This window comes from Nonomuraea sp. NPDC048892, assembly GCF_040649735.1.
In the GTDB taxonomy this organism is placed as follows: domain Bacteria; phylum Actinomycetota; class Actinomycetes; order Streptosporangiales; family Streptosporangiaceae; genus Nonomuraea; species Nonomuraea maheshkhaliensis.
On sequence record NZ_JBEZFZ010000040.1, the window covers coordinates 16,048 to 39,838 of the forward strand.

General features: G+C 71.8%; 22 protein-coding genes. 10 read left to right on the forward strand and 12 right to left on the reverse strand.

Annotated features, from left to right (window positions below; all coding sequences use genetic code 11):
• Positions 1-89: 89 nt before the first annotated feature.
• Complete coding sequence (locus AB0C28_RS52175; protein ID WP_346112745.1) at positions 90-371, reverse strand: DUF3040 domain-containing protein; 282 nt, start codon at positions 369-371, stop codon at positions 90-92.
• Positions 372-505: 134 nt separating this feature from the next.
• On the opposite strand from AB0C28_RS52175, the gene AB0C28_RS52180 reads away from it, so the two are divergent.
• The 4 genes from AB0C28_RS52180 to AB0C28_RS52195 all read left to right on the forward strand — a co-directional run bounded on the left by AB0C28_RS52180 (position 506) and on the right by AB0C28_RS52195 (position 6,993).
• Positions 506-1,561, forward strand: a complete 1,056-nt coding sequence (locus AB0C28_RS52180) for an Rv2578c family radical SAM protein (RefSeq protein WP_358084411.1) — start codon at positions 506-508, stop codon at positions 1,559-1,561.
• A gap of 297 nt (positions 1,562-1,858) precedes the next feature.
• A complete protein-coding gene (locus AB0C28_RS52185) occupies positions 1,859-1,981 on the forward strand; it encodes a hypothetical protein (protein WP_357849632.1) in 123 nt (40 codons plus the stop codon).
• 383 nt (positions 1,982-2,364) lie between these two features.
• A complete protein-coding gene (locus AB0C28_RS52190) occupies positions 2,365-5,475 on the forward strand; it encodes a PDZ domain-containing protein (RefSeq protein ID WP_358084414.1) in 3,111 nt (1,036 codons plus the stop codon).
• 159 nt (positions 5,476-5,634) lie between these two features.
• Complete coding sequence (locus tag AB0C28_RS52195) at positions 5,635-6,993, forward strand: glycosyltransferase family 4 protein (protein ID WP_358084416.1); 1,359 nt, start codon at positions 5,635-5,637, stop codon at positions 6,991-6,993.
• A gap of 8 nt (positions 6,994-7,001) precedes the next feature.
• Here AB0C28_RS52195 and AB0C28_RS52200 read toward each other — a convergent pair whose 3' ends face one another.
• The 3 genes from AB0C28_RS52200 to crcB (AB0C28_RS52210) form a co-directional block, all read right to left on the reverse strand.
• Positions 7,002-7,922, reverse strand: a complete 921-nt coding sequence (locus AB0C28_RS52200; RefSeq protein WP_357849642.1) for a trypsin-like peptidase domain-containing protein — start codon at positions 7,920-7,922, stop codon at positions 7,002-7,004.
• Between the two features lie 156 nt (positions 7,923-8,078).
• On the reverse strand, positions 8,079-8,438 hold the full coding sequence (gene crcB, locus AB0C28_RS52205; RefSeq protein ID WP_346112753.1) for a fluoride efflux transporter CrcB: 360 nt from the start codon (positions 8,436-8,438) through the stop codon (positions 8,079-8,081).
• A gap of 34 nt (positions 8,439-8,472) precedes the next feature.
• Positions 8,473-8,940: a fluoride efflux transporter CrcB gene (crcB, locus tag AB0C28_RS52210; RefSeq protein WP_357849645.1), complete on the reverse strand. Its 468-nt coding sequence runs from the start codon at positions 8,938-8,940 to the stop codon at positions 8,473-8,475.
• A 193-nt stretch (positions 8,941-9,133) separates the two neighbouring features.
• On the opposite strand from crcB (AB0C28_RS52210), the gene AB0C28_RS52215 reads away from it, so the two are divergent.
• A complete protein-coding gene (locus tag AB0C28_RS52215; RefSeq protein WP_357849649.1) occupies positions 9,134-9,847 on the forward strand; it encodes an HNH endonuclease family protein in 714 nt (237 codons plus the stop codon).
• A gap of 3 nt (positions 9,848-9,850) precedes the next feature.
• Here the strand turns inward: AB0C28_RS52215 and AB0C28_RS52220 are convergent, their stop codons facing one another.
• Entirely contained in the window at positions 9,851-10,687 is an 837-nt protein-coding gene (locus AB0C28_RS52220) for a GDSL-type esterase/lipase family protein (RefSeq protein ID WP_357849651.1), read from the reverse strand.
• A gap of 218 nt (positions 10,688-10,905) precedes the next feature.
• On the opposite strand from AB0C28_RS52220, the gene AB0C28_RS52225 reads away from it, so the two are divergent.
• Positions 10,906-12,135 (forward strand): isochorismate synthase, encoded by a 1,230-nt coding sequence (locus tag AB0C28_RS52225; RefSeq protein WP_357849654.1) that lies wholly within the window; start codon positions 10,906-10,908, stop codon positions 12,133-12,135.
• 16 nt (positions 12,136-12,151) lie between these two features.
• On the opposite strand, the gene AB0C28_RS52230 is transcribed toward AB0C28_RS52225, so the two are convergent.
• The 3 genes from AB0C28_RS52230 to tnpA form a co-directional block, all read right to left on the reverse strand.
• The gene (locus AB0C28_RS52230; RefSeq protein WP_358084419.1) at positions 12,152-12,772 is read right to left on the reverse strand and encodes a YigZ family protein; all 621 of its coding nucleotides are present in this window, start codon (positions 12,770-12,772) and stop codon (positions 12,152-12,154) included.
• 65 nt (positions 12,773-12,837) lie between these two features.
• Positions 12,838-13,941, reverse strand: coding sequence for a transposase (locus AB0C28_RS52235; RefSeq protein WP_358084422.1), 1,104 nt, complete (start codon positions 13,939-13,941; stop codon positions 12,838-12,840).
• A gap of 16 nt (positions 13,942-13,957) precedes the next feature.
• Positions 13,958-14,296, reverse strand: a complete 339-nt coding sequence (gene tnpA, locus AB0C28_RS52240) for an IS200/IS605 family transposase (RefSeq protein WP_357849665.1) — start codon at positions 14,294-14,296, stop codon at positions 13,958-13,960.
• 78 nt (positions 14,297-14,374) lie between these two features.
• Between tnpA and AB0C28_RS52245 the strand changes: the two genes are divergently transcribed.
• The 3 genes from AB0C28_RS52245 (at position 14,375) to AB0C28_RS52255 (ending at position 18,598) form a co-directional block, all read left to right on the forward strand.
• On the forward strand, positions 14,375-14,743 hold the full coding sequence (locus tag AB0C28_RS52245; RefSeq protein WP_357849668.1) for a hypothetical protein: 369 nt from the start codon (positions 14,375-14,377) through the stop codon (positions 14,741-14,743).
• A gap of 205 nt (positions 14,744-14,948) precedes the next feature.
• Positions 14,949-16,973: a hydantoinase/oxoprolinase family protein gene (locus AB0C28_RS52250; RefSeq protein WP_358084425.1), complete on the forward strand. Its 2,025-nt coding sequence runs from the start codon at positions 14,949-14,951 to the stop codon at positions 16,971-16,973.
• On the forward strand, positions 16,970-18,598 hold the full coding sequence (locus tag AB0C28_RS52255; RefSeq protein WP_357849673.1) for a hydantoinase B/oxoprolinase family protein: 1,629 nt from the start codon (positions 16,970-16,972) through the stop codon (positions 18,596-18,598). The genes AB0C28_RS52250 and AB0C28_RS52255 overlap by 4 nt, the downstream gene beginning before the upstream one ends.
• Here the strand turns inward: AB0C28_RS52255 and AB0C28_RS52260 are convergent.
• Entirely contained in the window at positions 18,588-19,901 is a 1,314-nt protein-coding gene (locus AB0C28_RS52260; protein WP_358084428.1) for an MFS transporter, read from the reverse strand. The two genes, AB0C28_RS52255 and AB0C28_RS52260, sit on opposite strands and share 11 nt — an antisense overlap.
• Positions 19,898-20,470 (reverse strand): winged helix-turn-helix domain-containing protein, encoded by a 573-nt coding sequence (locus AB0C28_RS52265; RefSeq protein WP_357849679.1) that lies wholly within the window; start codon positions 20,468-20,470, stop codon positions 19,898-19,900. Before AB0C28_RS52265 ends, AB0C28_RS52260 begins: the two co-directional genes overlap by 4 nt.
• A gap of 81 nt (positions 20,471-20,551) precedes the next feature.
• On the opposite strand from AB0C28_RS52265, the gene AB0C28_RS52270 reads away from it, so the two are divergent.
• Complete coding sequence (locus AB0C28_RS52270; RefSeq protein WP_357849682.1) at positions 20,552-22,243, forward strand: glycoside hydrolase family 31 protein; 1,692 nt, start codon at positions 20,552-20,554, stop codon at positions 22,241-22,243.
• Here AB0C28_RS52270 and AB0C28_RS52275 read toward each other — a convergent pair.
• Both AB0C28_RS52275 and AB0C28_RS52280 read right to left on the reverse strand, forming a co-directional pair.
• Positions 22,185-23,141 carry a hypothetical protein gene (locus AB0C28_RS52275; RefSeq protein ID WP_357849685.1) on the reverse strand — a complete coding sequence of 319 codons (957 nt, stop codon included), beginning with the start codon at positions 23,139-23,141 and terminating at the stop codon, positions 22,185-22,187. The two genes, AB0C28_RS52270 and AB0C28_RS52275, sit on opposite strands and share 59 nt — an antisense overlap.
• Positions 23,138-23,788 carry a hypothetical protein gene (locus AB0C28_RS52280; RefSeq protein WP_358084431.1) on the reverse strand — a complete coding sequence of 217 codons (651 nt, stop codon included), beginning with the start codon at positions 23,786-23,788 and terminating at the stop codon, positions 23,138-23,140. The genes AB0C28_RS52275 and AB0C28_RS52280 overlap by 4 nt, the downstream gene beginning before the upstream one ends.
• Positions 23,789-23,791: the final 3 nt, after the last annotated feature.

Sequence of the window (23,791 nt, forward strand, 5' to 3'; positions counted from 1 at the left end):
TGGTGCGCTGCGGGACGTGGGGCATCGCCTCATGGGCGTGATCTTCGGGTGGGTCGGCCGTTCTCACGTCGGTGCCGGCTGGGGTGCGGTCAGAAGGAGACTGCCAAGGCCAGGGCCGTGGCGGCCTCGTGGCTGAGAACCATGACCAAGAGTGTGGCGACCAATGTAGCGATGAGCAACCAACTGATGACGATGATGACCGTCGAGCGGCGTGGCCGGTGCCTCGGACCCGGCTGCCCCTTCGACCTCTCCTCGCTGCGGCGAACCCGCTCGTTGAACGACTCCAGTCGTGCGACGAGTCGGGGATCGTCGTCGACGAGGTGCTGCTCGATCTGGGCCAGCATTCGCTCCTCGTCCTGCGACCAGGCCATGGGTGCACCTCCGGAACGCAAGCTCTGTGGCGTCTTTCTGCCCAACCCTGAAGATCATTAGCCCCCGCCTGACCCAGTAATTGCCACCTCTTTTCGGTTTGCGATCATGCTCGAACCTTTGTTCTAATCATGGCATGCGCTGGGACAACCTGCGCCTGGCCGGGTCCGGCCGGGACGATCCGGCCGTGCCGCTCTTCGCTCGCGGCGCGGTGACCCGAACGTTCGACACGCCCGAATTCAGTGGGATGACCTTCTATGAGATCCGGGCCCGATCCATCATCAACCGCGTCCCCGCGGCCAGCCGGGTTCCGTTCGAGTACACGATCAACCCGTACCGGGGTTGCTCTCATAAGTGCATTTACTGTTTTGCCCGAAAAACGCACGAATATCTAGATTTGGATTCCGGGGCGGACTTCGACTCCAAAATCGTGGTGAAGGTCAACGCCGCCGAGCTGGCTCGCAAGGAGCTGGCCTCGCCTCGCTGGGGTGGGCACCACGTGGCCATGGGCACCAACGTCGACTGCTACCAGCGCGCCGAGGGGCGATATCAGCTGATGCGCGGCATCCTGGCCGCGTTGCGCGACGCCGCCAACCCGTTCTCCATCCTCACCAAGGGCACGCTGATCCTGCGCGACCTCGACCTGCTCACCGAGGCCGCCGACGTGACCGACGTCAGCGCCGACGTCTCGGTCGGGTTCGTGGATCCGGAGTTGTGGCGCGCCGTCGAGCCGGGCACGCCCAATCCGCGCCGCCGCCTGGAGACGTGTGCGACGCTCAACGACCACGGCATCGCCTGCGGGGTCCTGATGGCCCCGATCCTTCCCTATCTGACCGACTCCCCCGCCCAGCTCGACCGTACAGTCAAGGAGATCGCCGAGGCGGGCGCCACCCACCTCGTCCCGATCGTGCTGCACCTGCGGCCGGGGGCCAGGGAGTGGTGGCTGAGCTGGCTCTCGCGCGAGCACCCGCGCCTGGTGCCGCGCTATCTGGAGTTGTACGGGCGGGGCTCCTACGCGCCCAAGGCCTACCAGCAGCGGGTGACGGGCCTGGCCAGGGAGCTGGCCGAACGCCATGGGGTCGGCCGGTCCGTCCCGGCGATGGCCCGCCGCGCACCGTCCCGCCGCCGCCCTCCGATCACCCCCGAGGGCCCTGTGGTCCCACCCGAGCCGGAGCAGTTGCGCCTGCTCTGATCCCGTCCCCGCCTGACCCGAGGCACGCGGGGACGGTCAGAGATCGAGGCAACCGCACGCGGTGGCAGCCGGGGATGGAGACAACCGCATGTAGTGACGGGTGGGTGCGGACACGGCCGCATGTGGTGACGGCCGGGTGCGGGGACGGTCGCATGGCGACGATGGACGGGTGAGCCCGTGCGGGAAAGGGTTATTGAGGAGACGAGTAGGTGGTATGTCGGGTTTCGTCGTTTGATGGGTATTAACGGCCGTGGTGCACCAATACGGTGCATCTCATCCATTCGGGGGGAGATTTCCATGGCTGACACGAAGAAGAAACCCGCTTCCAAGTCCGGCAAGTCGAAGAAGCAGGCCATCAAGACCAGCCGGCAGGTCAAGGAGACGAAGCGGGACAGCCAGAAGACGTCCGGCGAGGAGTGACCATCCGGGCAGCCTGCCGATGGCTGCCGGGCCGGTGACCTGATCGGACGGCCGGGGTGGACGCCATAGTGACTGCCCGGCCAGACCTGATCAGAGGGCCTGGGCGGACGCCACGGTGTCTGTCTGGCCGGATCTGATCGGACGGCCGGGCCGGCGCCACGGTGACCGTCCGGCCGGATCTGATCGGACGGCCGGGCCGGCGCCACGGTGACCGTCCGGCCGGATCTGATCGGACGGTCCGGGCGGTCACCGGGTGAGGCTGCTCGGCTGGAGATGATCGGACGGCCGGGGCAGTCGCTCGCCGAGGCTGCCCGGCCGGTGACCTGATCGGACGGCCGTGGCCCAGGGCGGCCCGGCCGTCCGATCGACCGTGGAGCTGCTCCATGTCGGCTTACCTGCGCTTCCCCGCCGTCTTCCAGGACGTGGTGGTCTTCGCCGCCGAGGACGACCTGTGGATGGTCTCCGCCCTGGGCGGGCGGGCCTTCCGGCTGACCGCGGGGCTGGCCGAGGCCGGCTATCCGCGCATCTCGCCGCGCGGCGACCAGCTCGCGTTCGTGGGACGCGAGGAGGGGCCCGAAGAGGTGTACGTGATGCCGTCCGGCGGCGGCGCGGCCCGCCGGGTGACGTTCCACGGCGCCCGCTGCACGGTGACCGGCTGGGATCCGGAAGGCCGCATTCTGTACGCCAGCGACCAGTCACAACCGTTCGAAGGCCGCAAATGGCTGCACCGGGTGAGGCCGGGCGGGGTGCCGGAGCGGCTGCCGTACGGGCCGGCGAACTCGATCGCGTACGGCCCCGGCGGCATGATCGTGCTCGGCCGCAACACCGCGGACCCGGCGCGATGGAAGCGCTACCGCGGCGGGACGGTGGGCGACCTGTGGATCGATCCGCACGGCGACGGCGAGTTCCGGCGGCTGATCAGGTTGCCGGGCAACCTGGCCTCGCCCTGCTGGAGCGGCGGCCGGGTGTACTTCATCTCCGACCACGAGGGCGTCGGCAACGTCTACTCGTGCGACCCCACCGGCGGCGACCTGCACCGGCTCACCCACCATGACGACTACTACGCCAGGAACCTGTCCGGCGACGGGCAGCGCCTGGTCTATCACGCGGGCGCGGAGCTGTTCCTGCTGGACCCGGGTGAGGGGCCGCGGCGGCTGGAGGTGCGGCTGGCCAGCTCCAGGACGCAGCTCAACCGCAGGTTCGTGGAGGCCGCCGACTATCTCGACAGCGCCAGGCTGAGCCCGGACGGCAGCGCGCTGGCGATCACGGCGCGCGGCAAGGCGTACGCGATGGCGGACTGGGAGGGCCCCGTACGCCAGCACGGCCGCCCCGACGGCGTCCGCTACCGCTTCCTGACCTGGCTGAACGACGGCGTCCGGCTGATCGCGGCGGCCAGCGACGACGGCGACGAGGAGCGGCTGGTCGTCCTGGAGGGCGGCGAGGGCGGGCAGGGCACGGAGGTGGCCCGGCTGGGGCGGGTCAACGAGCTGGTCCCCGATCCCGCGCACGACCGGGTGGCGGTCGTCAACCACCGCGACGAGCTGCACGTGCTCGACCTGGCCACGGGCCGATCTGAGCTGGTCGAGGCCAACCCGCACGGCCCGCCGGAGGATCCGGCCTGGTCGCACGACGGCGAGTGGCTGGCGTACGCGAGCCCGTCGAGCTCCCGGTCCACCGCGATCAAGCTGCACCATCCGGCGACCGGCCGCACGGTCCAGGCCAGCGAGCCGGCGCTCAAGGACTCGATGCCGGCCTTCGACCCGGAGGGCCGCTACCTGTACTTCATCGGCCAGCGCGTCTTCTCCCCTGTCTACGACCAGCTCCAGTTCGACCTGGGGTTCCCGCTGGGGACGCGGCCGTACGCGGTGGCGCTCCGGGCGGACGCGCCGGACCCGTTCGTGCCCCGGCCCCGCCCGCTGGAGGAGCCGAAGGACGACGACGAGGAGGACGAGCCGGAGCCGCTGCGCGTGGACGTGGACGGGCTGGCCCGCAGGGTGACCGCGTTCCCGCTGCCGGAGGGCCGTTACGAGCGGGTGGCGGGGCTGAAGGGCAAGGCGCTGATCCTGACCAGCCCGCTCGAAGGGGACGACACGCTGCACCTGTTCGACTTCGCCGGCGGCCACAACGAGCTGTTCGCCGAGGGCGTGGACGACTTCGAGCTCGGCCGCGACCACAAGACGCTGCTGTACCGGGCGGGGAACCGGCTGCGGGTGGTCAAGGCGGGCGAAGTGCCCGGCGACGGGGAGAGCCCTGGGCGTGAGAGCGGCTGGATCGACCTGTCGCGGGTCAAGGTGTCGGTCTGCCCGGTGGCGGAGTGGCGGCAGATGTTCCGCGAGGCGTGGCGGCTGCAGCTGGAGAACTTCTGGACCGAGGACATGGCGGGCGTGGACTGGCCGGCCGTGTACGAGCGCTATCAGCCGCTGGTGGACCGGGTGACGACCCGCGGCGAGTTCTCCGACCTGCTGTGGGAGCTGCACGGGGAGCTGGCCACCAGCCACGCCTTCGAGAGCGGCGGCGAATACCGGCCGGGCCCCGACTACACGCAGGGCAAGCTGGGCGTGGACTGGCAGTATCGCGGCGGCGTCTACCGCATCGGCGCCCTCGTGACCGGCGACCTGTGGGACCCGAAGGCCACCTCGCCGCTGAACCGGCTCGGCCTCGACGTGCGCCCCGGTGACGCCGTGCTGGCCATCGACGGCGCGCCGATCGGGGTGGCCGCCACCCCGAACGAGCGGCTGGTCAACCAGGCGGGCGAGGAGGTCGAGCTGACGCTGCGGCGCGGCAAGCGCGTGTTCACGGTCACCGTACGCACGCTCGCCGACGAACGGCCGGCCCGCTACCGCGACTGGGTGAACCTCAACCGCGCCCAGTGCCACGAGCGCTCCGGCGGCCGGATCGGTTACCTGCACGTGCCCGACATGGGGGCCGAGGGGTTCGGGGAGTTCCACCGGGGCTTCCTGGCCGAGTACGACCGCCACGCGCTCATCGTGGACGTGCGCTTCAACGGCGGCGGCCATGTCTCGGCGCTGCTGCTGGAGAAGCTGGCCAGGCGGCCGCTGGGCTACGACTATCCGCGGTGGGGCGATCCCGAGCCGTACCCGCCCGAGTCGCCGCGCGGCCCGATCGTGGCGGTCACGAACGAGTGGGCGGGCTCGGACGGCGACATCTTCAGCCACACCTTCAAGCTGCTCGGTCTCGGCCCGCTGGTCGGCAAGCGCACGTGGGGCGGCGTGATCGGCATCTGGCCACGCCACCGGCTGGCCGACGGGACGCTCACCACGCAGCCGGAGTTCTCCTTCGCTTTCGACGATGTCGGCTGGCAGGTGGAGAACTACGGCACCGATCCCGACATCGAGGTGGACATCACCCCGCAGGATTACGCGCGGGGCGTGGACACGCAGCTCGAACGGGCGATCGACGTGGCGCTTGACCTGCTGGCCGACAATCCCCCGCATACTCCCGATCATCGGCACCGGCCGCGCATGCAACCTTAAGCATCCCCAAAGCGTCTAAAGATCATAGGTGGGGTTAGCGCACAGGGGATGAAAGCAAATGCGCTCCACCGACGAATAAGTATGAGACCGGTGGTGAGGCGAGCCCTCTCCGCCGGTCACGTGTGTCGAGACTTCTTCCGTGAAAAGGGGATCTGTTAAGTGCGCGCACTGGCACGCAAGGGCAAGTCGGCGATGGTCCGGCTCTATCGGGAGTACAACCGGCGCAAGAAGCGCGACGCGCCGCCGCCCTCGATCCGGCAGGTACGCATCCTGCTGCTGCACGCCAACGGGATGGGGGGCACCATCCGCACCGTGTTCAACCTGGCCAGTTACCTGGCCGAGGAGCACGACGTGGAGATCGTCAGCGTGCTGAAGGAGGCGGACGCGCCGTTCTTCCCCATCGATCCCCGGGTGAGGTTCCGTTTCCTGGACGATCGGATCGATCCCGGCATCGACCCGGTGCGCGCCATGTTGTCGAAGCTGCCGAGCCGGCTCCTCCCCAAGGAGGAGTCGGCGTACCACAGGTTCAACCTCTGGACCGACCTCAAGCTGGCTCGTTTCATCCGTTCGCTCGACACCGGCGTGCTCATGGCCACCCGCCCGGGGCTCAACCTCGCGCTCGCCCAATTAGCCCAGCCCGGTGTGATCACGATCGGGCAGGAACATGTGGCGTTGCGTACTCAGCCCGAACCCATCCAGGAGCTGATCAAGTGGCGTTACCGCCGCCTGGACGCCCTGGTCACCCTCACCAAAGCCGATCTGGCCGACTACCGCGAGACGCTGCCGAAGCAGCCGCGCAAGCTGGTCCGCATTCCCAACGCCGTGCCGCCGATGTCGGGCGAGGTGTCCAAGCTCGATGCCAAGGTGGCCGTCGCGGTCGGCCGGATGACCCGGATCAAGGGCTTCCACCGGCTGATCACCGCCTGGGAGACCGTCGCCGCCGCGCACCCGGACTGGAAGCTGCGCATCTTCGGCGCGGGGCCGCAGGAGGAGAACCTGGCCAAGCAGATCGTCGAGGCGGGCCTTGAGGGCAAGGTGGAGCTGCCGGGGCCGACGACCGACGTGGGCGCGGAGCTGGAGAAGTCGTCGATCTACGTGCTCAGCTCGCGGCACGAGGGCTTCCCCATGACGATCCTGGAGGCCATGGCGAAGGGGCTGGCCATCGTCAGCTTCAACAGCCCGCACGGGCCCAAGGAAATGATCAAGAACGAGGTGGACGGGCTGCTGGTCAAGCCCCGTACCAACGCGAACCTCGCCGCCGCCATCATGCGGGTGATCGAGGACGAGCAGTTGCGCCGGGACCTCGCGGCGCGGGCGCTGGAGACGGCGCACAAGTACGACCCCGACGTCGTCGGGAAGAAGTGGGACGCGCTGCTGGAGGAGCTGCTGGCGCGGCGCGACGGCTCGTGGGCCGCGGCCCGCCGGAGCAAAGAGCCCGTCGAGGCGCCCGCGGCGGATGAGTCGTCCCCGGCGCAGGAGCAGCCCGCGGCGCAGGAGCAGTCGCCGGCTCAGCGATAAGGGTCTGATCACACACCCGAGCCGGTGAGTTCCACCGGCTCGGCGATGACGTCCACGAGCGCGCCGTTGCGGTGCACGGTGATGGGTAACGGCCGTCCGATCGCGTCGGCGAACATCAGCCGCTGCAGGCTCTGCGCGTCACCCACCGGGGTACGGCCGGCGCTCAGCACGAGGTCGCCGGCACGCAGCCCGGCCCGGTGCGCGGGCGAGCCGGGCACCACCTCGACCACGCGCAGGGCGCCGTTCTGCCCGGTGCTCCTGCGCAGGTGCTCGGGCAGCGGCGCGGGCGAGGTCACCAGGCCCAGGAACGCCCGCCTGACGCGGCCGTCCCTGATCAGTGCGGTGATGATGGAGCGGGTGGTGGCGTTCATCGGCACGGCCAGCCCTACCCCGACCCCGGCCACGGCCGTGTTGATGCCGACCACCCGCGCCCGCGCGTCGGCCAGCGCCCCGCCGGAGTTGCCCGGGTTGAGCGCGGCGTCGGTCTGGATGACGTCCTCGATCAGACGGGTGGCGGCGCCGGCCCGGGCGGGCAGCGACCGGCCCAGCCCGGACACCACCCCGGCCGTCACCGAGCCGGTCAGCCCGAGCGGGTTGCCCACGGCCACCACGAGCTGGCCGACCACCAGCCTGTCGCTGTCGCCGAGCTCGGCCGGCGGCGGGGTGGCGGTGCGCGCCCTGATCACGGCGAGGTCGGACAGCGGGTCGCGCCCGACCACCTCGAAGTCGCCGGACACGCCGTCGGCGAACGCGACGGTGCCGGTGCGGGAGTAGCCGACCACGTGGGCGTTGGTCAGCAGGAAGCCGTCGCCGGTGAACACCACGGCGGAACCACTGCCCCGCCCGGCCCGCACGCTGGCCACCCTGGGCAGCAGCTCGGCGGCCACGGAAGACACGACCTGGGAGTAGGCGTCGAGGGGATCGGCCACCGTGACCTCCAATGTGCTTACTGGATTACACGGTAACTCTCCCCTTCAAAACCTGAGCGGGCTCCACGCGAAGCAGCGCCTGGGCGCGCGGGCCGCCCCTCTCGAAGCGGCGCCTGGGCTGAAAGCAGGGCTGGGGCTCAGGGCAAGGGCCCGGGCTCAGAGCAGGGCTTGGGCGAGGGCCGCGCCGCAGAAGGCCGCGCCGAGGCCCGCGACCACGCTGGCCACGGCGTTGGCGACCGCGTGGAAGCGGGCCCCCTCCTCCAGCAGCCGCACCGTCTCGTACCCCAGCGTCGAGTACGTCGTCAGCGCGCCGCAGAACCCCGTGCCCACCAGCGCCATCACCCCGTCGCCCACCGGCAGCGCGGCCACGAAGCCCAGCACCGCCGACCCGCTCACGTTGACGGAGAGGGTCCCCCAGGGGAACACCGTGTCGTGCCGCGCCTGCACCGCTCGATCCGCCAGGTACCGCAGCGGCGCCCCGACCGCCGCCCCCAGCACGATCAGCACGATCGTCATCGGACACCCGCCTCCGGCACGACGAGCACGACTGTCATCGGGCACCGATCCCGGGCACAATGCCGGCGGCGCGGCGGGTCAGCCACATGCCGGCCGCCGTCGCGGCCACCGCCGCCAGCATCGTGGCCACCAGGTAGACCAGGCCGATGAGCGGCGCGCCCGCCTCGACCGTCCGCCGCACGTCCACCGCGTACGTCGAGAACGTCGTGTAACCGCCCAGCACCCCCACCCCGAGGAACGGCCGCACCAGGCGGTGGGCCGGGCGGACCTCCGTGATCAGCACCATCAGCACCCCGATGAGCAGGCAGCCGGACACGTTTACCAGGAACGTCGCCCACGGGAAGTCGGCCGGCCCTGCGGGCAGCGCCGTCTGGACGGCGTGCCGGGCCAGCGCTCCGAGCGCGCCGCCGGGGGCGATCACGGCGAGCACCGGCCAGAGCGGCTCGGCCCGCTGCGCGGGAACGTGAAGATCGACATCGGGGTCGACGGGACGATCAGTCACACGACGCAGGCTACCGCCGCCTCCCCGGCGCGCCCTCGCCCACCCCTCTCACATGCCCCCCGCCCCGTCCGAGCTCGCCCCGCGGCGCGGGTGCGGAGTGGTTGATGGGACGATCAGTCACACAACCCTTCCCGTGTCAAAAGCGCCGATGCCGGGAATTTCTCTAGACAACCTGGAGCTCACGGAGGTCTGCTTGAGCACCAAGGACGCGGTCGCCGTCCTCGCCGGAGCCATCGTCATCGTCTCGTTCATCGGCACAGCCAAGACCCCGCCGGCCACCGCGGCCAGCCCGCTGGGCAACGTCAGCGGCACGTTACCGGGCCTGGCCCCCATCAGCTCCGCCGCCGACAGGCGCGAGGCGCGCGGCCTCATCAAGCGCCTGCGCGTCAAGGGTCTCGGCTCCAACGGGGGATACGAGCGCACCCGGTACGGGGACAACTGGGCCGACGACGCCACCGGGGTGCCGTACGCGCGCAACGGCTGCCGTACCCGTGACGACCTGCTGGCCCGCGACGGCCGGAACGTGAAGTACCGCAAGGGGTCGAACTGCGAGGTCGTCTCGATGGAGCTGACCGACCCCTACACCGGGCGGCTCATCCACTGGCACAAGGACAACGCCGACGAGGTGCAGGTCGATCACGTGGTGCCGCTCAACTACGGGTGGCGCATGGGAGCGCCGCGCTGGTCGATGACGAAGCGGCTGGACTTCGCCAACGACCCGCTCAACCTGCTGCCCGTGGACGGCGAGGCCAACGAGCACAAGGACGCCTCGGGGCCGTCGGGCTGGCTGCCGCCGCGCCGGGGCATCCGTTGCGCCTACGTCACCCGGTTCGCGCAGGTGGCGCTCAAGTACGACGTCCCGGTCACCCCGGCCGACAAGAAGACCATGCTCGCGCAGTGCCGATGAACCCTATCGCGGGTCGATCCAGGTGAAGCCGCGCCGGTAGGTCTGCTCCGCCAGCACCCGCTGCCCGGCCGTGTTCGGGTGGAAGTAGTCCCACTTGCTGACCTGGTCGAGGGTGAAGGGGTAGGCGAAGACGGCTCCCCCGTCGGTGCGGCAGGCGGGCCCGTACGCGGCGCACGCCTCGGCCGCCGCCCGGTTGTAGCCGATCACCCTGTCCCGCACCCTGGCGCGGCGCTCGGTGTCGGCCCGGCGGGTGGACGTGGGCCGCAGCAGCAGGCTCTGGCAGATGCGGCCGGCCGACCAGAACGTACGGGCCAGCGGGTTGCCGCGCCCGGCCTGCCACAGCCGCCGCAGGTCGGGGATGCTGGCCACGAACACCCTGGCCCTGGGCAGCCCGGCGCGCAGCTCGGCCAGGGCGGTGTCCAGCCGGCGCCGGTAGGTCGCCACCGGGGTCATCGCCTGCTCGGTGCGGGCGCAGGCGTCGACCGCGCCGATGAGGATCGTGACGTAGTCGGCCTTGGCGGCGATCGCCTTGCGTACCTGGCCGAGCAGGGCGGCGCTGGTGGAGCCGGGCACGGCGAAGTTGTGGTTGTGTTTGTGGAGCGTTCCAGACAGCTTCGACAGGCGCAGGTAGTGGCTGTCGACGTCGGCGCGGTCGCCGGTGGACCAGGAGCGGGCGGTGCAGGAGACGTACCAGCCGCAGGCGTTGAAACCGGCGGAGATGGAGTCGCCGAGCGCGGCCATGACCTCGGGGACGGGTTCCGCGGGAGCGGCGGCGTGAGCCGGGACCGAGGCGGTGAGGACGACGGCGGCGGCCAGCACTGGCCCGAGGCGAACGATCATGCGCACCAAGGTAGATAGCCGATCACCCTGCCACTATGGCTACACGGCAAGGCCTGCCAGTTCGGGACCGACTTCATATCCCCGCTTGACAGGCCGAAGGGGATCTGGTGATACCCAATACCTAACGGCATCCCGTTTTTTCCGGGTTCGTTGCCCGTAACCTCGCATTCACGGGGGTCCGAGTCGAACGTGTTCAGTTCCCGCATAGAGTGTCTTGGGTGAGTGTCGCGCTCGGAACAACCCGCCCGCTGCCGGTTCGCACCACCCTTGTCGGCGACCCCGGTGACCTGCTGGCCTCCCTCCCCAGGACGGCGCCCTACGCCTGGATCAGAAACGGCGAGGGCCTGGTCGGATGGGGTGAGGCCGCCCGCGTGACGGTGCCGCCCGGCCCCGGCAGGTTCGCCTGGGCCCGCCGGTGGCTGGCCACCGTCCTCGGTGAGGCGCACGTCGACGACGCCGTGCAGGCCCCCGGCTCCGGCGCGGTCGCCTTCGGCAGCTTCACCTTCGACGAGGACGCCCACGGCTCCGTCCTCGTGGTCCCGCGGGCCGTGCTGGCCCGCCGCGACGGCCACGCCTGGCTGACCACGATCGGGGACGCGCCGCTGGAGACGTTCACGCCGATCCGCGACCCCGGCCGGATCAGCTACGGCGACGGCAGCCTGAGCGCGCCCGAGTGGGAGCACGTCGTGGCCAGCGCGGCCAAGCGCATCCGCGAGGGCGAGCTGGAGAAGGTGGTGCTGGCCCGCGACCTGGTCGCCACCGCCGAGCGGCCGATCGACGTACGGCTGCTGCTGACCCGCCTGGCCCGGCGCTATCCCGAGTGCTACACGTTCTCGGTCGCGGGGCTGGTCGGGGCCACGCCCGAGCTGCTGATCCGGCGTACGGGGCAGGAGATCGAGTCGCTGGTGCTGGCCGGCACGACCCCGCGCGGCACCGGCCCGGCCGACGACCTCGCCCGTGGCAAGGCGCTGCTGGCCTCGACGAAGGACCGGCACGAGCACGAGTGCGCGATCGCCTCCGTACGCCAGACGCTGTCGCCCCTGTGCTCCTCGCTCACCACGCCCGACGAGCCCGAACTACTCATGCTGCCCAACGTGCAGCACCTCGCCAGCCACGTCACGGGCCGGCTGGCCGACGGGGCGTCGGTGCTGGACGTGGTGGCGGCCATGCACCCGACGGCGGCCGTCGGCGGCACCCCGACCCACACGGCGATCGAGGTCATCCGCGAGCTGGAGGGCATGGACCGGGCCGGTTACGCCGGTCCCGTGGGCTGGATCGACGCCCGGGGCGACGGCGAGTGGGGCATCGCGCTGCGCTCGGGCCTGGTCGAGGGGCGCCGGGCCCGGCTGTTCGCGGGGGGCGGCATCATGGGCGACTCCGATCCGGCGGCCGAGCTGGCGGAGGCGCAGGCGAAGTTCCGCGTCATGCAGTACGCCCTGGAGGGCTGAGCCGCCGGGTCCTCGGTCAGGCGGGGACGTGGAGGTCGGCGCCCGGTGTGACGCGGGCCCGGCCGGCCGTCAGCGTGGCCACCCAGTCGGTGAACGCCGCGACCTCGTCCTCCCCCACCGCCACCGCGAAGGTGACCTCCCCCGCGTACGTCACCTCGCGCACCGCGTGACGGGAGGCGCGCAGGTCGTTCTCCACCCGCCCGGCCTGGTCGTGCGCGACCGCGACGTGCACGAGCCTGGCCGGCACCATCCGGACGGGCTCGGCCCGGTCGAGGGCCTCGGTCACCGCGCCGCCGTAGGCCCGCACCAGCCCGCCCGCGCCCAGCAGGGTGCCGCCGAAGTAACGCGTCACCACCGCCACCACGTCGCTGAACCCCCGGCCGACCAGCGCCTGCACCATGGGCGTGCCGGCCGTGCCGCCCGGCTCGCCGTCGTCGTCGCCCTTCTGGATGCGCTCGCCGATCACGTACGCCGTGCAGTTGTGGGTGGCCCCGGCGTGCTCGGCGCGGCGGGCGGCGATGAAGGCCGCCGCCTCCTCGACCGTACGCGCCGGGGCCACGGCGCAGATGAAGCGCGAGCGCCGCGCCTCGGTCTCGTGCTCGATGACGGTCGTGAGTGTGAGATACGGGGCAGGCACATTCGACAGCGTATTCCCTTGCCGCGGGCACTCAGGGAGCTAGCATGCCGACTATCCATCAGGACCTACGGGAGGGTCTCGTGACTCCTCCGCCCCCTAAAAAGGGCGGCTTCTCGCGAAGCCGCTGCGGCTTCGCGAAGGGCAAGCCCTGCCCCGAGAATGTTGATCGCCGCGTTGACGTCGGCGTGCGCAGTGTGGCCGCACGCCGTACAGGCGAACTCGGCTTGGGTGGCGCGGTTTTCTTTCGCCATGTGCCCGCATTGGGCGCACGTGCGGGAGGTGTTGCGGGGGTCCACGGAGATCAGCTCTCGACCGGCGCTTTCAGCCTTGTGCGCGAGGATGCCCAGGAACACCCCCCAACCCGCGTCCAGGATGCTCTTGTTCAGTCCAGCCTTGGCCGCCGCGCGGTTGGGCAGGTAGCCGCCTTCTCCGTCAGGTTTCGGGGCTGGGCTCTTGGTCATGTTCGCGATCCGCAGGTCCTCGTGCACGATCATGTCGTAGTCGCGGATCAGGGCGTTCGCGGCCTTGTGCGCGCCGTCGAGTCGTTGACGCCGGATCTTGCCGTGCAGGGCTGCGACGCGGGCGACCGCCTTACGGCGGCGCTTGGACCCGCGCTTCTTACGGGCGAGGTCCTGCTGAACGGCTGCCAGCTTCTCGGCGGGCACATCGTCGCACGACAGGACGATGTACCGGCGGGAGCCTTCCCGCTTTACGCTGATCGTCTTCACCCGGCCCCGCACCGGGCGGTGCTGGTGCACGCGGACATGCCCGATGCCTTGAAGGCGGACGAACGTGGCGGACGGGTGCTCGGGTGGGGAGTCCCACCGGCAGCCGTCGCCGTCCTTGGGCCACTCGACCGTGTCGAACCAGCCCCGGCCCTTGAAACGCGGGAAGCCCGGAGGGCGACCGGCCTTGACGCGGTCGAAGAACGCGCGGAACGCCTTGTCCAGGCGGCGCAGGGTGGCCTGCTGGGAGGAGAACGACCAGTGCGCCTGATCGGGGTCGTAGGCGCGGATCTCCTTGAGCTGGGCGGACTGGTCGCCGTACCGGATCGACACCTGGGACCGCTTGTGCGCTTCGCGCCGCTCCGAAAGCGCCGCGTTGTACAGGGCGCGGTGGTCGTCCAGGCACGCGGTGAGCGCGGCCTGCTGGCGCGCGGTCGGACGCATGAGGAACTTGTAAGACCTACGCACGGCCACCCGCCTGGGGCGCCCGCTCATACTGCGTCTCGATGTAACGCCGCACCGTCTCTGCGGACACGGCGCCGACGGTCGCCACGAAGCAGGACCGCGACCACAGCGCGGGGAACTGGGAACGCAGGTGAGCGAACTCGGCGCGCAGGTGGTGCGAGGTGAACCCTTTGAACTGGTTGGCCACATACGACGGCGAGTTCTTCGGATGCGGCTTGACGAACAGGTGCACGTGGTCGGGCATCACCTCAAGCGCCACGATCTCCCACCCCTGCTCGGCGGCCTTGACGCGGATCCGCTCCTCCAAGCGGGCCTTCACCCGGCCGCCCAGCACTGCACGCTCGGGCCTTGGCGGCCCTCCCGCTCCCGATTCCCCCGACGGCTAACGCCGCCGGTCCCCTCGGAGGTACTGATGGAAACGGCGAATGACGTCATGCCCTATGCCGCGGCGGCGATCGACGCCTTCGGCACCGGTGTGCTGGCCAAGACCGGTGAGCTGGCCGCCGACACGCCTGCCGCCCGTGGCTCGCGCATCCTGCAGCGGGTGTTCGGGCGCGGCGACGCCCGCGCCAAGGACCTGATCGACCGGGTGGCGGGTGCCAAGCCTGACGACGAGGCCGGCCGGACGGCGTTGCGGCTGGCGATCGAGGAGGCGTTCCAGGCGGATCCTCTGCTGCGGCGAGAGGTGGCGGCGATGCTGCCCCGGCCGGCGTGGGACGCGCCGGTGAACGGGCCGGGGGAAGGGCCGGTGACCGTCGGGGGCGGCACTACGGCGGTGTGACCGTCGGAGGGGGCGGCACCACGGCGGTGTGATCGTCGGAGGCGGCACCGCTCCGATCGTCGGAGGCGGCACCGCGGCGGTTTTGATCGTCGCGGGTGCCCGGTTCGAGGCGTCGTACGGACCCTTGCGACCGGCACTGCGGACGGTGTCGCGCTGTGCGGAACGCACAGCTGGGCCCGGGATCGGGCGGCATACGGTGACGCGCATGACTTATCGCGTCGCCATGGACATCGGCGGCACCTTCACCGACGTCGTCTGTTACGACGAGCGGTCGGGGGCCGTCACCGCCTCGAAGGCGCCCACCACGCCGGGGGATCTCGCGGAGGGGGTGTTCGCCGCGCTCGCGCGGGTCGTGGACGATCCGTCGGACATCTCCTTCTTCGTGCACGGCACCACGCAGGGTCTCAACGCGCTGCTGGAACGCAAGGGCGCACGGGTGCTGCTGCTGGCGAGCCGGGGGGCCAGGGACGTCTACCAGATCGCCAGGGGCAACCGGGAGCGCATGTTCGACCTGCGCTACCGCAAGCCGGCGCCGCTGGTGTCGCGGCAGGACGTCATGGAGGCGGGCGGGCGGCTGGACTACCGGGGGCGGGAGCTCGTGCCGCTGGACGAGGAGGCGGTGCGGGCGGCGGCGCGGCGGGCTCGTGCGGAGGGGTTCGACGCGGTGGCGGTGTGCCTGCTGTTCTCCTTCGCCGATCCGGCGCACGAGGTGCGGGCCGGTGAGATTCTGCGGGCCGAGCTGGGTGAGGATGTGCTGGTCGTGCTGTCGCACGAGGTGGCCAGGGAGTGGCGGGAGTACGAGCGGACGTCCTCGGCGGTACTGGAGGCGTACACGGGGCCGGTGGTGCGCCGTTATCTGGGCCGGATCGAGCGGCGCTTCGCCGAGCGGGGGCTGGCGGTGCCGGTGCACGTCATGCAGTCGTCGGGCGGGCTGGTGAACGCCTCGTACGCGATGCGCAGGCCGTTGCAGACGCTGCTGTCGGGGCCGGTCGGCGGGACGATGGGCGGGGTCGCGGCGGCCCGGCTGCTCGGGCGGGACAACGCGATCTGCGTGGACATGGGCGGCACGTCGTTCGACGTGTCGCTCATCGTTAACGGGCGGCCCGACGTCAGCGCGGAGGCGCGGATCGAGGGTCATCCGGTGCTGATGCCGGTGGTGAACCTGCACACGATCGGCGCGGGCGGTGGCTCCATCGCCTACGCCGAGGCGGGCGCGCTGCGGGTGGGTCCCGAGTCGGCGGGGGCCGTTCCCGGGCCCGCGTGCTACGGCCGGGGCGGCACCCAGGTCACGGTCACGGACGCGAACGTGGTGCTGGGGCGGGTGGATCCGGCCTGGTTCGCGGGCGGGCTGATGACGCTGGACGCCGAGGCGGCCGGGGTCGCGGTGGCGGAGCTGGCCGGGAAGCTGAAGCTCGATCCGCTGCGGCTGGCCGAGGGCGTGTGCGACGTGGCCAACGCCAGGATGGCGCAGGCGATCAGGACGCTGACGGTGGAGCACGGTGTCGAGCCGCGTGAGTTCGTGCTGGTGGCGTTCGGGGGCGCGGGGGCGATGCACGCGGTGTTCATCGCGCGTGAGCTGGGGATCTCCGAGGTGGTGGTGCCGCGCTTTCCCGGGGCGTTCTCGGCATGGGGGATGCTGGAGGCGGACGTGCGCCGGGATCTGACGCATCCGTACTTCCGGCATCAGGACACGCTGGACGGCGCCGACATGTCCGGATATCTCGTGAAACTGGAGCGGGACGCGTTCCAGGCGCTCGCCGGTCAGGGCGTTCCGGAGCAGCGGCGGCGGGTGGAGCACGCCGTGGACATGCGGTACGAGGGCCAGGACTACACGCTCACCATTCCGCTGCGCGACGCCGCGGAGCCGGCCGGGCCCGGGTTCGCGGCGGAGATCGCGGCCCGCTACGCCGAGGCGCACACCAGCCGGTACGGGCACGCCACGCCCGAGGCGCCGGTGGAGTTCGTGATGCTGCGCAGCACCGGGTTCGGTTCGTTCCCCCGTACCGCCGCCCCCGCCCCCGGCGCCCCCGAGCAGGCGGAGCCCGACGTGCGGGACGTGATCTTCGACGGCGCCGTGCACCGTACCCCCGTGCTGCGCCGCTCCGCCCTGGAGGGCGATCTGGCCGGGCCCGCGATCGTGGTGGAGGAGACCGCGACCACGGTCGTGCCGCCCGGCTGCCTGGTCACCGTGGACGACAACGGCTTTCTCATCGTGAAGGTGGACCAGTGATCGACCCCGTCACCACCGAGATCATCCGCTGCGCGCTGCTGCAGGCGGCGGAGGACATGAACACCACCCTCATCCGCAGCTCCTACACCCCCGTCATCTACGAGGCCAAGGACTGCGCGGTCGCGCTGCTCGACCGCGAGCACAACGTGCTGGGGCAGTCGTCCGGGCTGCCGATCTTCCTGGGCAACCTGGAGGTGTGCACCCGCGAGACCGAGCGCCTGTACGGGCGGGAGGTCTGGGAGGAGGGCGACGTCTGGGTGCTGAACGACTCCTACATCGGCGGCACCCACCTCAACGACGTGACCGTCTACGGGCCGATCTTCTGTGACGGCGAGCTGGCCGGGTTCGCCGCGTCGCGGGCGCACTGGCTGGACGTCGGCTCCAAGGATCCCGGCGGCTCGATGGACTCCACCTCGATCTTCCAGGAGGGCCTGCGGATGGGCCCGGTGAAGGTGTACGCGGGCGGCGCGCCCTGCCGCGACCTGCACGAGGTGATCGCGCGCAACGTACGCTTCCCGCACGCCACGCTCGGCGACCTGCGTGCCCAGGTGAGCTGCGCGATGACCGGGCAGCGGCGGCTGCGCGAGATCGTCGCCCGCTGGGGCCTGGCGACCGTGACGGCCGCCCGCGACGAGATCTTCGCCCAGACCGAACGTATGGAGCGGGCGGCCATCGCGGCCATCCCCGACGGCGTGTACGAGGCGTCAGGACACCTCGACAACGACGGCATCGACCTGGACACCCCGTTGCCGGTGAACGTCCGCGTCACGGTGTCGGGCGAGTCGATGCACGTCGACCTGACCGACTGCGCCGACCAGGCGCTCGGACCGGTCAACTGCGGGGCGGCGCAGGCGGTGGCCGCGGTGCGGGTCGGTTACAAACTGCTGGTGTCGGGTGAGGTGCCGCTCAACGGGGGCTCGTTCCGGCCGCTGTCGGTGCTGACGCGTCCCGGCTCGATGCTGGCCGCCGAGTCGCCGGCCGCCTGCCAGTACTACTACTCGCATCTGGGGCTGCTCATCGACCTGGTGGTCAAGGCGCTGGCGCCGGTGCTGCCGGGCAAGGCGGCCGCGGCCTCGTACGGGGACTCGATGATCGTGCAGTTCACCGGCACGGACCCGCGTACCGGGAAGTTGTACGTCTCCCAGGAGGCCACGGTCGGCGGGTGGGGCGCGTGGGAGGGCGGCGACGGCGAGAGCTGCCTGATCAACAACGTCAACGGGTCACTGCGGGACATGCCGATCGAGGTGCTGGAGACGCTCTTCCCCGTGCGCGTCACCCGTTACGAGATGCGTCCCGGCACGGGCGGGGCCGGGCGGTGGCGCGGCGGCAACGGCGTGGTGCGCGAGTACGAGTTCTGCGGCGACACGTCGTTGTCGCTGTGGTTCGAGCGGTCGGTCACGCCGGCGTGGGGGCTGGCGGGCGGCGCGGCGGGCGCTCCTCCCCGGGTCACGCTCAACCCCGGCACGGGCGGGGCGCGGGAGATGCTCAAGGTGAACGCGCTGCCCGTACGGGCCGGGGACGTGCTGCGGTGCGAGTCGGGCGGGGGCGGCGGCTACGGCCCGGCCGACCGCCGCTCCCCCGAGGCCACGGCCGCCGACCTAGCCCAGGGCCTGATCACTCCTTGACCCCGATCCGCTCCCGCGCGCTCCCGTCCGGTGCGGGGCGGGCGCGGAGGAGGTCCATCTCGCGCCACTCCGGGCGCAGGCCGGTCAGAACGATGGCGAGCACGTACGCGGCCCCGCACGCCAGCAGCACCGGGGCCAGCCCGGTCACCGTCACCGCCACCCCGGCCAGCAGCCCGCCCAGCGGGGTGCCGACGAAGGAGAGCGAGGTCTGCAGTCCGGCCACCCGGCCGAGCAGGTGGCGCGGCACCCGTTCGAACGAGACCGCCCCCAGGATCGGGTTGAGGAACCCGCCGGCGAACCCGCCCACCGCGAACACCGCCACGATCGCCGCCACCGGCAGGTCGAAGGCCAGGAGGAGGAACCTCGGCGGCCCCGCGATCAGGAACGCCACGAACAGCACCGGCCGACGCGGCAACCGGTGCGCCACCGCCGCCGCCACCAGGCTCCCGCCGACCGCCGTCAGGCCCATCACACTGCCGCACAATCCGAGCAGGACGGGCCCGTACCCGCTCTCCTTCGCCCACACGGGGCCGAGCACCTGGCCGAACGCTGCGTCGAGCAGGTTCGTCACGCAGACCATGGCGATCAGGGTGAGCAGCAGCGGCTCGCCCCGCAGAAACGTCATCCCCTCCCCGAACCGCCGCCAGTACCCCTCCTTGCCGGCGGGCCGGCGCCGGGGTGGAGGCGTGGCACCTTCCTCAGCCCCGGGCTCGGGCGCGCTGTGTCCCATCCCTCTCGGCAACGCCCACGCCACGATCACCGACCCGAGCGCGAAGAAGACGGCGCTCAGCCCCAGGCTCGGCAGCGCCCCGAAGACCCCGACCACCGCTCCCCCGGCGGCCGGCCCCACGGTCTGCGCCAGCCGCTCGGTCACCCCCATCAGCCCCGTGGCCCGCTCCAGCGGCATCCCCGCCCGCCCGGCCGCCTCAGGGATCATGATCTCCTTGGCCAGGTCACCCGGCCCGCGCCCGGCGCCGATCACCACCACCAGGGCGATCAGCGCGCCCATGGGCAGCGCGCCCAGCGTGTGCAGCAGCACGACGGCCCCGGCCGCCGCCGCGCTCACCACGTCGGAGGCCAGCGAGATCCGGCGCGGGCCTACGTGGTCGACCAGCGGCCCGGTCAACGCCTTGACCAGCACGTACGGCACCATCTCGGCGAACGCGACGACCCCGGTCCAGGCCGCGCTGCCGGTGGTGCCCAGCACGTACCAGGGCAGGGCGACGGCCGACACCCGCGTCCCGGTCAGCGCCACCGCCGTGGCCGCCAGCACCCCTGCCAGCGGCCGCACCCGGCCGTTCACGACGGTTCCGGCAGGACCTCGGTGATGACCGACACCCGCGCCGACCCCTCGGGCCCGTCCTCGCCGGGCAGGTCACGCCGGTAGCGGGAGATCACTTCCTCCAGCTCGGAGCGCAGCCGCAGCCCCTCCTCCGGCGTCAGCCGCAGCGCGAACGAGCTCAGGTCGAGCACGCTCCCCCACTCCCCCGGCATGGTCAGCATCTCGTTCACCGCCCGCTGGGCGCGCAGGCCGTACAGGGCCACGATCGACTGCATGTACGCCAGCACCGCCTCCGGCTCCGTCCTGGCCAGTTCCTCGTCGGACAGGCGGGTGACCTGGTGCACCGACCGCCACCACCGCTCCCGCGCGTTGCCCCGCTCGGCGTCCTCCTCCACGAACCCGGCCGCGCCGAGCCTGCGCAGGTGGTAACTGGCTGTCCCGGAGTTGACGCCGAGCCGCTCGGCCAGCCGGGTGGCGGTGGACGGGCCGTGCTTGCGCAGCAGGTCGACCAGCTGCACCCGCACCGGATGGGCCAGGGCCCGCAGCCCCTTGGCGTCAAGGACGACGACGTTCTTGTCGGGATCGCTCATACACCCGACTCTAAACCGCAAACACTTCTTCGCAAACACTTCTTCGCGAAGAACTGTTTGCGATCGGCGACGGAGGGGTGGGTGCCGGAGCGTCCGTGGGCGTCCACTAGCGTCAGCGCGAACGACACGTATCGCGTACGGCTGCCCGCCGATCCGCCTGCCGAAGAGGTGCTGATGACGATCTCCCGCCCTGAACCCCATCCGCCTGCCGAGCCGTTCACGGAGGTGTCAGGGGATGAGCTGGAGCTGGTGCTGGAGGACGGCGAGGGGTGGTGGGGCGGCGCCGCCGAGGACGGGCTGTCGATGCCGTTCGGGACGCAGGCGTTCGCCCGCGATCTCGGCTCGCCCCGGGGGCACGGGTCGCGCGACGCCGCCCCGTCCAACCAGAGCGGCCCCTTGCTGGTGTCGACGCGCGGGCGGGTGGTCTGGTCGGAGCGGCCGTTCGCGTTCGCGTTCGAGGACGGGCGGCTGCGGCTTTCCGGACGGGACATCCTGGTCGGCCGGGGTGGCGGATCGCTCCGGGAGGCGTTCCTGGCGGCCTCGCGGCGGTTCTTTCCCCCGGCCGGGCGCGCCCCCGCGCGGGAGCTGTTCTCCGGGCCGCAGTACAACACCTGGATCGCGCACCCGTACACGCCCACGCAGGAGACGGTCCTGCGCTTCGCCCGGGACCTGCTGGAGAGCGGGATGCCGCCCGGTGTCGTGCTGATCGACGACTCGTGGGCGTGCGACTACGGCACCTGGCGGTTCGACCGTGCCCGCTTTCCCGATCCGGCGGCCATGATCGAGCAGTTGCACGCGTGGGGCTGCCGGGTGATGCTCTGGGTGGTCCCGTTCGTCAGCCCCGATTCCGCCGCCTTCCGTGAGGCTGAGGAGCGGGGGCTGCTGCTCAGGGACCGGACCGGTGAGACCGCGATCCGCCGCTGGTGGAACGGGTTCAGCGCCACCCTCGATCTCACCGACCCGGCGGCCGTCCGGTGGATGACGGACCAGCTCGACGCGCTCGTCGAGGAGACCGGGGTGGACGGGTTCAAGTTCGACGCCGGTGACGTCCGCGACTACCGGGCCGACGATCTCACCTCCGTGCCCGCCGAGCCGGTCGATCTGTGCGAGGCGTGGGCGCGGGTGGGGCTGCGGTATCCGTTCAACGAGTTCCGCGCCTGCTGGCGGATGGGCGGGCAGCCGCTCGGCCAGCGGCTCCAGGACAAGCCGGCCCTGTGGGGGCCGGCCGGGCTCGGGTCGCTCGTCCCGGAGATGCTGGCCCAGGGCATGATCGGCCATCCCTTCGTCTGCCCGGACATGATCGGCGGTGGCGAGATCGGCTCGGTCGGCGGGCAGGCGGCGGTCGATCAGGAGTTCTTCGTCCGGTACGCGCAGGTGGCCGCCCTCAGCCCGATGATGCAGTTCTCGGTCCTGCCCTCGCGCGTCCTGGACGACGAACACCTCGCCGCGGTACGTGACGCGCTCGCCGTCCGTGAGTCCGTCCTGCCGCTGATCCTCGGGCTCGTGGACGAGGCGGCCAGGACCGGCGAGCCGATCGTGCGGCCGATGGCGTACCACGCGGGCGGGCTGGACGACGTGACCGACCAGTTCTTCCTCGGCCCCGACCTCGTCGTGGCCCCCGTGACGGAGAAGGGCGCCACCGAGCGGATCGTCGCCCTGCCGCAGGGGCGCTGGCGTGCCGACGACGGCGCCGTGGTCGAGGGTCCCGCCCTGGTCACTGTGCGGTGTGATCTGTCGCGGATCCCCCGGTTCGAGCGCCTGCCCGAGGGGTGAAGTCCCGGATGAGGGCGATCACCGTGCCGGCGGTGTGGTCGAGGTGGCTGCGGCCGTCCGGCAGCAGGGCCCGCGGGCTGATGTAGCTGCGCCGCCCGAGGTGGGTGGCCGGGTCGAGCCGGTGCACGGTGATCTTGCCTGCGCGGGCGGCCTGGTGCCATCCGCTGCGGCGGAACAGCCGCCAGCGCTGGGGGAAGATCCAGGTGCAGACGCGCTCGATCCAGTCGCCGTCGCTGGTGAGGCGGTGCAGGTGGACGGCGTGGGTGAGGTCGTTGGCTCCGTTGTGGAACCCGCCGAGGGTGATCAGCAGGAGCGGGGCACGCAGCCGGGCGTGCAGTTCCTCGACCGCGCCGGTGGCGACCTGGGCACCGCCGCTGTAGCTGAGCAGCACCACGGGGACGCCGTTGCCGGGCCGGTAACCGGCCAGGCGGAGCTGGTCGGCGATCTGGCCGCCCACGGCGCGGTTGTACAGCGGGCGGTAGCGGTGGTCGGCCGCGACGAAGATCTGCATGACGTTGTGCAGGAACAGCAGCAGCCCGGCGCGGCGGCGCAGCCACGCCCACAGCGGGCGGTCGGCGAGCGGGGCGGCCAGCGGCGAGTACGGCTGCACCTGCCCCAGCACCCGCAGCTCAGGCGCCCCGGCGATCAGGGCCTTGACCAGCTGGCCGCCGTCGCGCGTGTCGTGGAAGCGGCGTTTGCCGATGCCGTCCAGGTAGACGAGGTAGGCGTCCGGCGGCCGGTCGGGGTCGGCGCCTCTGGCGTGGGGCATGCCGTACGGGAGCTCGCGGGCGGGCGTGCGCCAGCCGGCGGTGTACGCCATCACCTCGTGCCGGGCGAGCAGGGCCTCGGCAAGCAGGACCGCGCCGAGGACCAGGACGAGGAACGGGAACTCGATCATGCGGGCACCCCCCGGGTGGCGCTGATCCACACCACGAGCCGCCTGACCGCCTCGACGGCCAGGCCGAGCCCGACTCCCGCGACGGCCACGCAGCCCGCGGCGGTCCACCAGCCCAGGTCCGTCAGGGCGGCGAGCGGGGCGACCAGGCCGGCTCCGACGGCGGCGAAGAGCAGCAGGTGCAGCAGGGGCCCGAGCAGCGGGAACGCGAGGACGGCGGCGAGCAGGAGCGGGGCGGCCAGCGCGGGGGTCCAGGTCAGCGGGGTGGTGGTCGCCGGAGGCTCGGGCAGGGTCAGGCCGGCCAGGGTCCAGGCGGTCAGGGGCCAGAGCGCGAACACGGAGCCTTCCACGACGGCCCCGGTCAGCAGCAGCAGGACCGCGCCAGGCCTCGACGTGCCGGGCCCCGCAGTGTCGGGCCTCAGCGTGGCGGAACTCAGCGCACCAGGTCTCGACGTGCTGGGGCCCGACGTGCTGGGGCCCGACGTGCTGGGTCTCGACGTGCGGGGTCTCGGTATGCCGGAGCTCAGCGCGACGAGTCGTGAGGTGCCGGGTCGGGACGTGCCCGTTCGGCGGGCCAGCAGGGGCAGCAGGCGGCCCGCGGCCTCCGACAGCCCGGCCAGCAGCAGCAGGACGGCGACGGCGGGTGACATCGC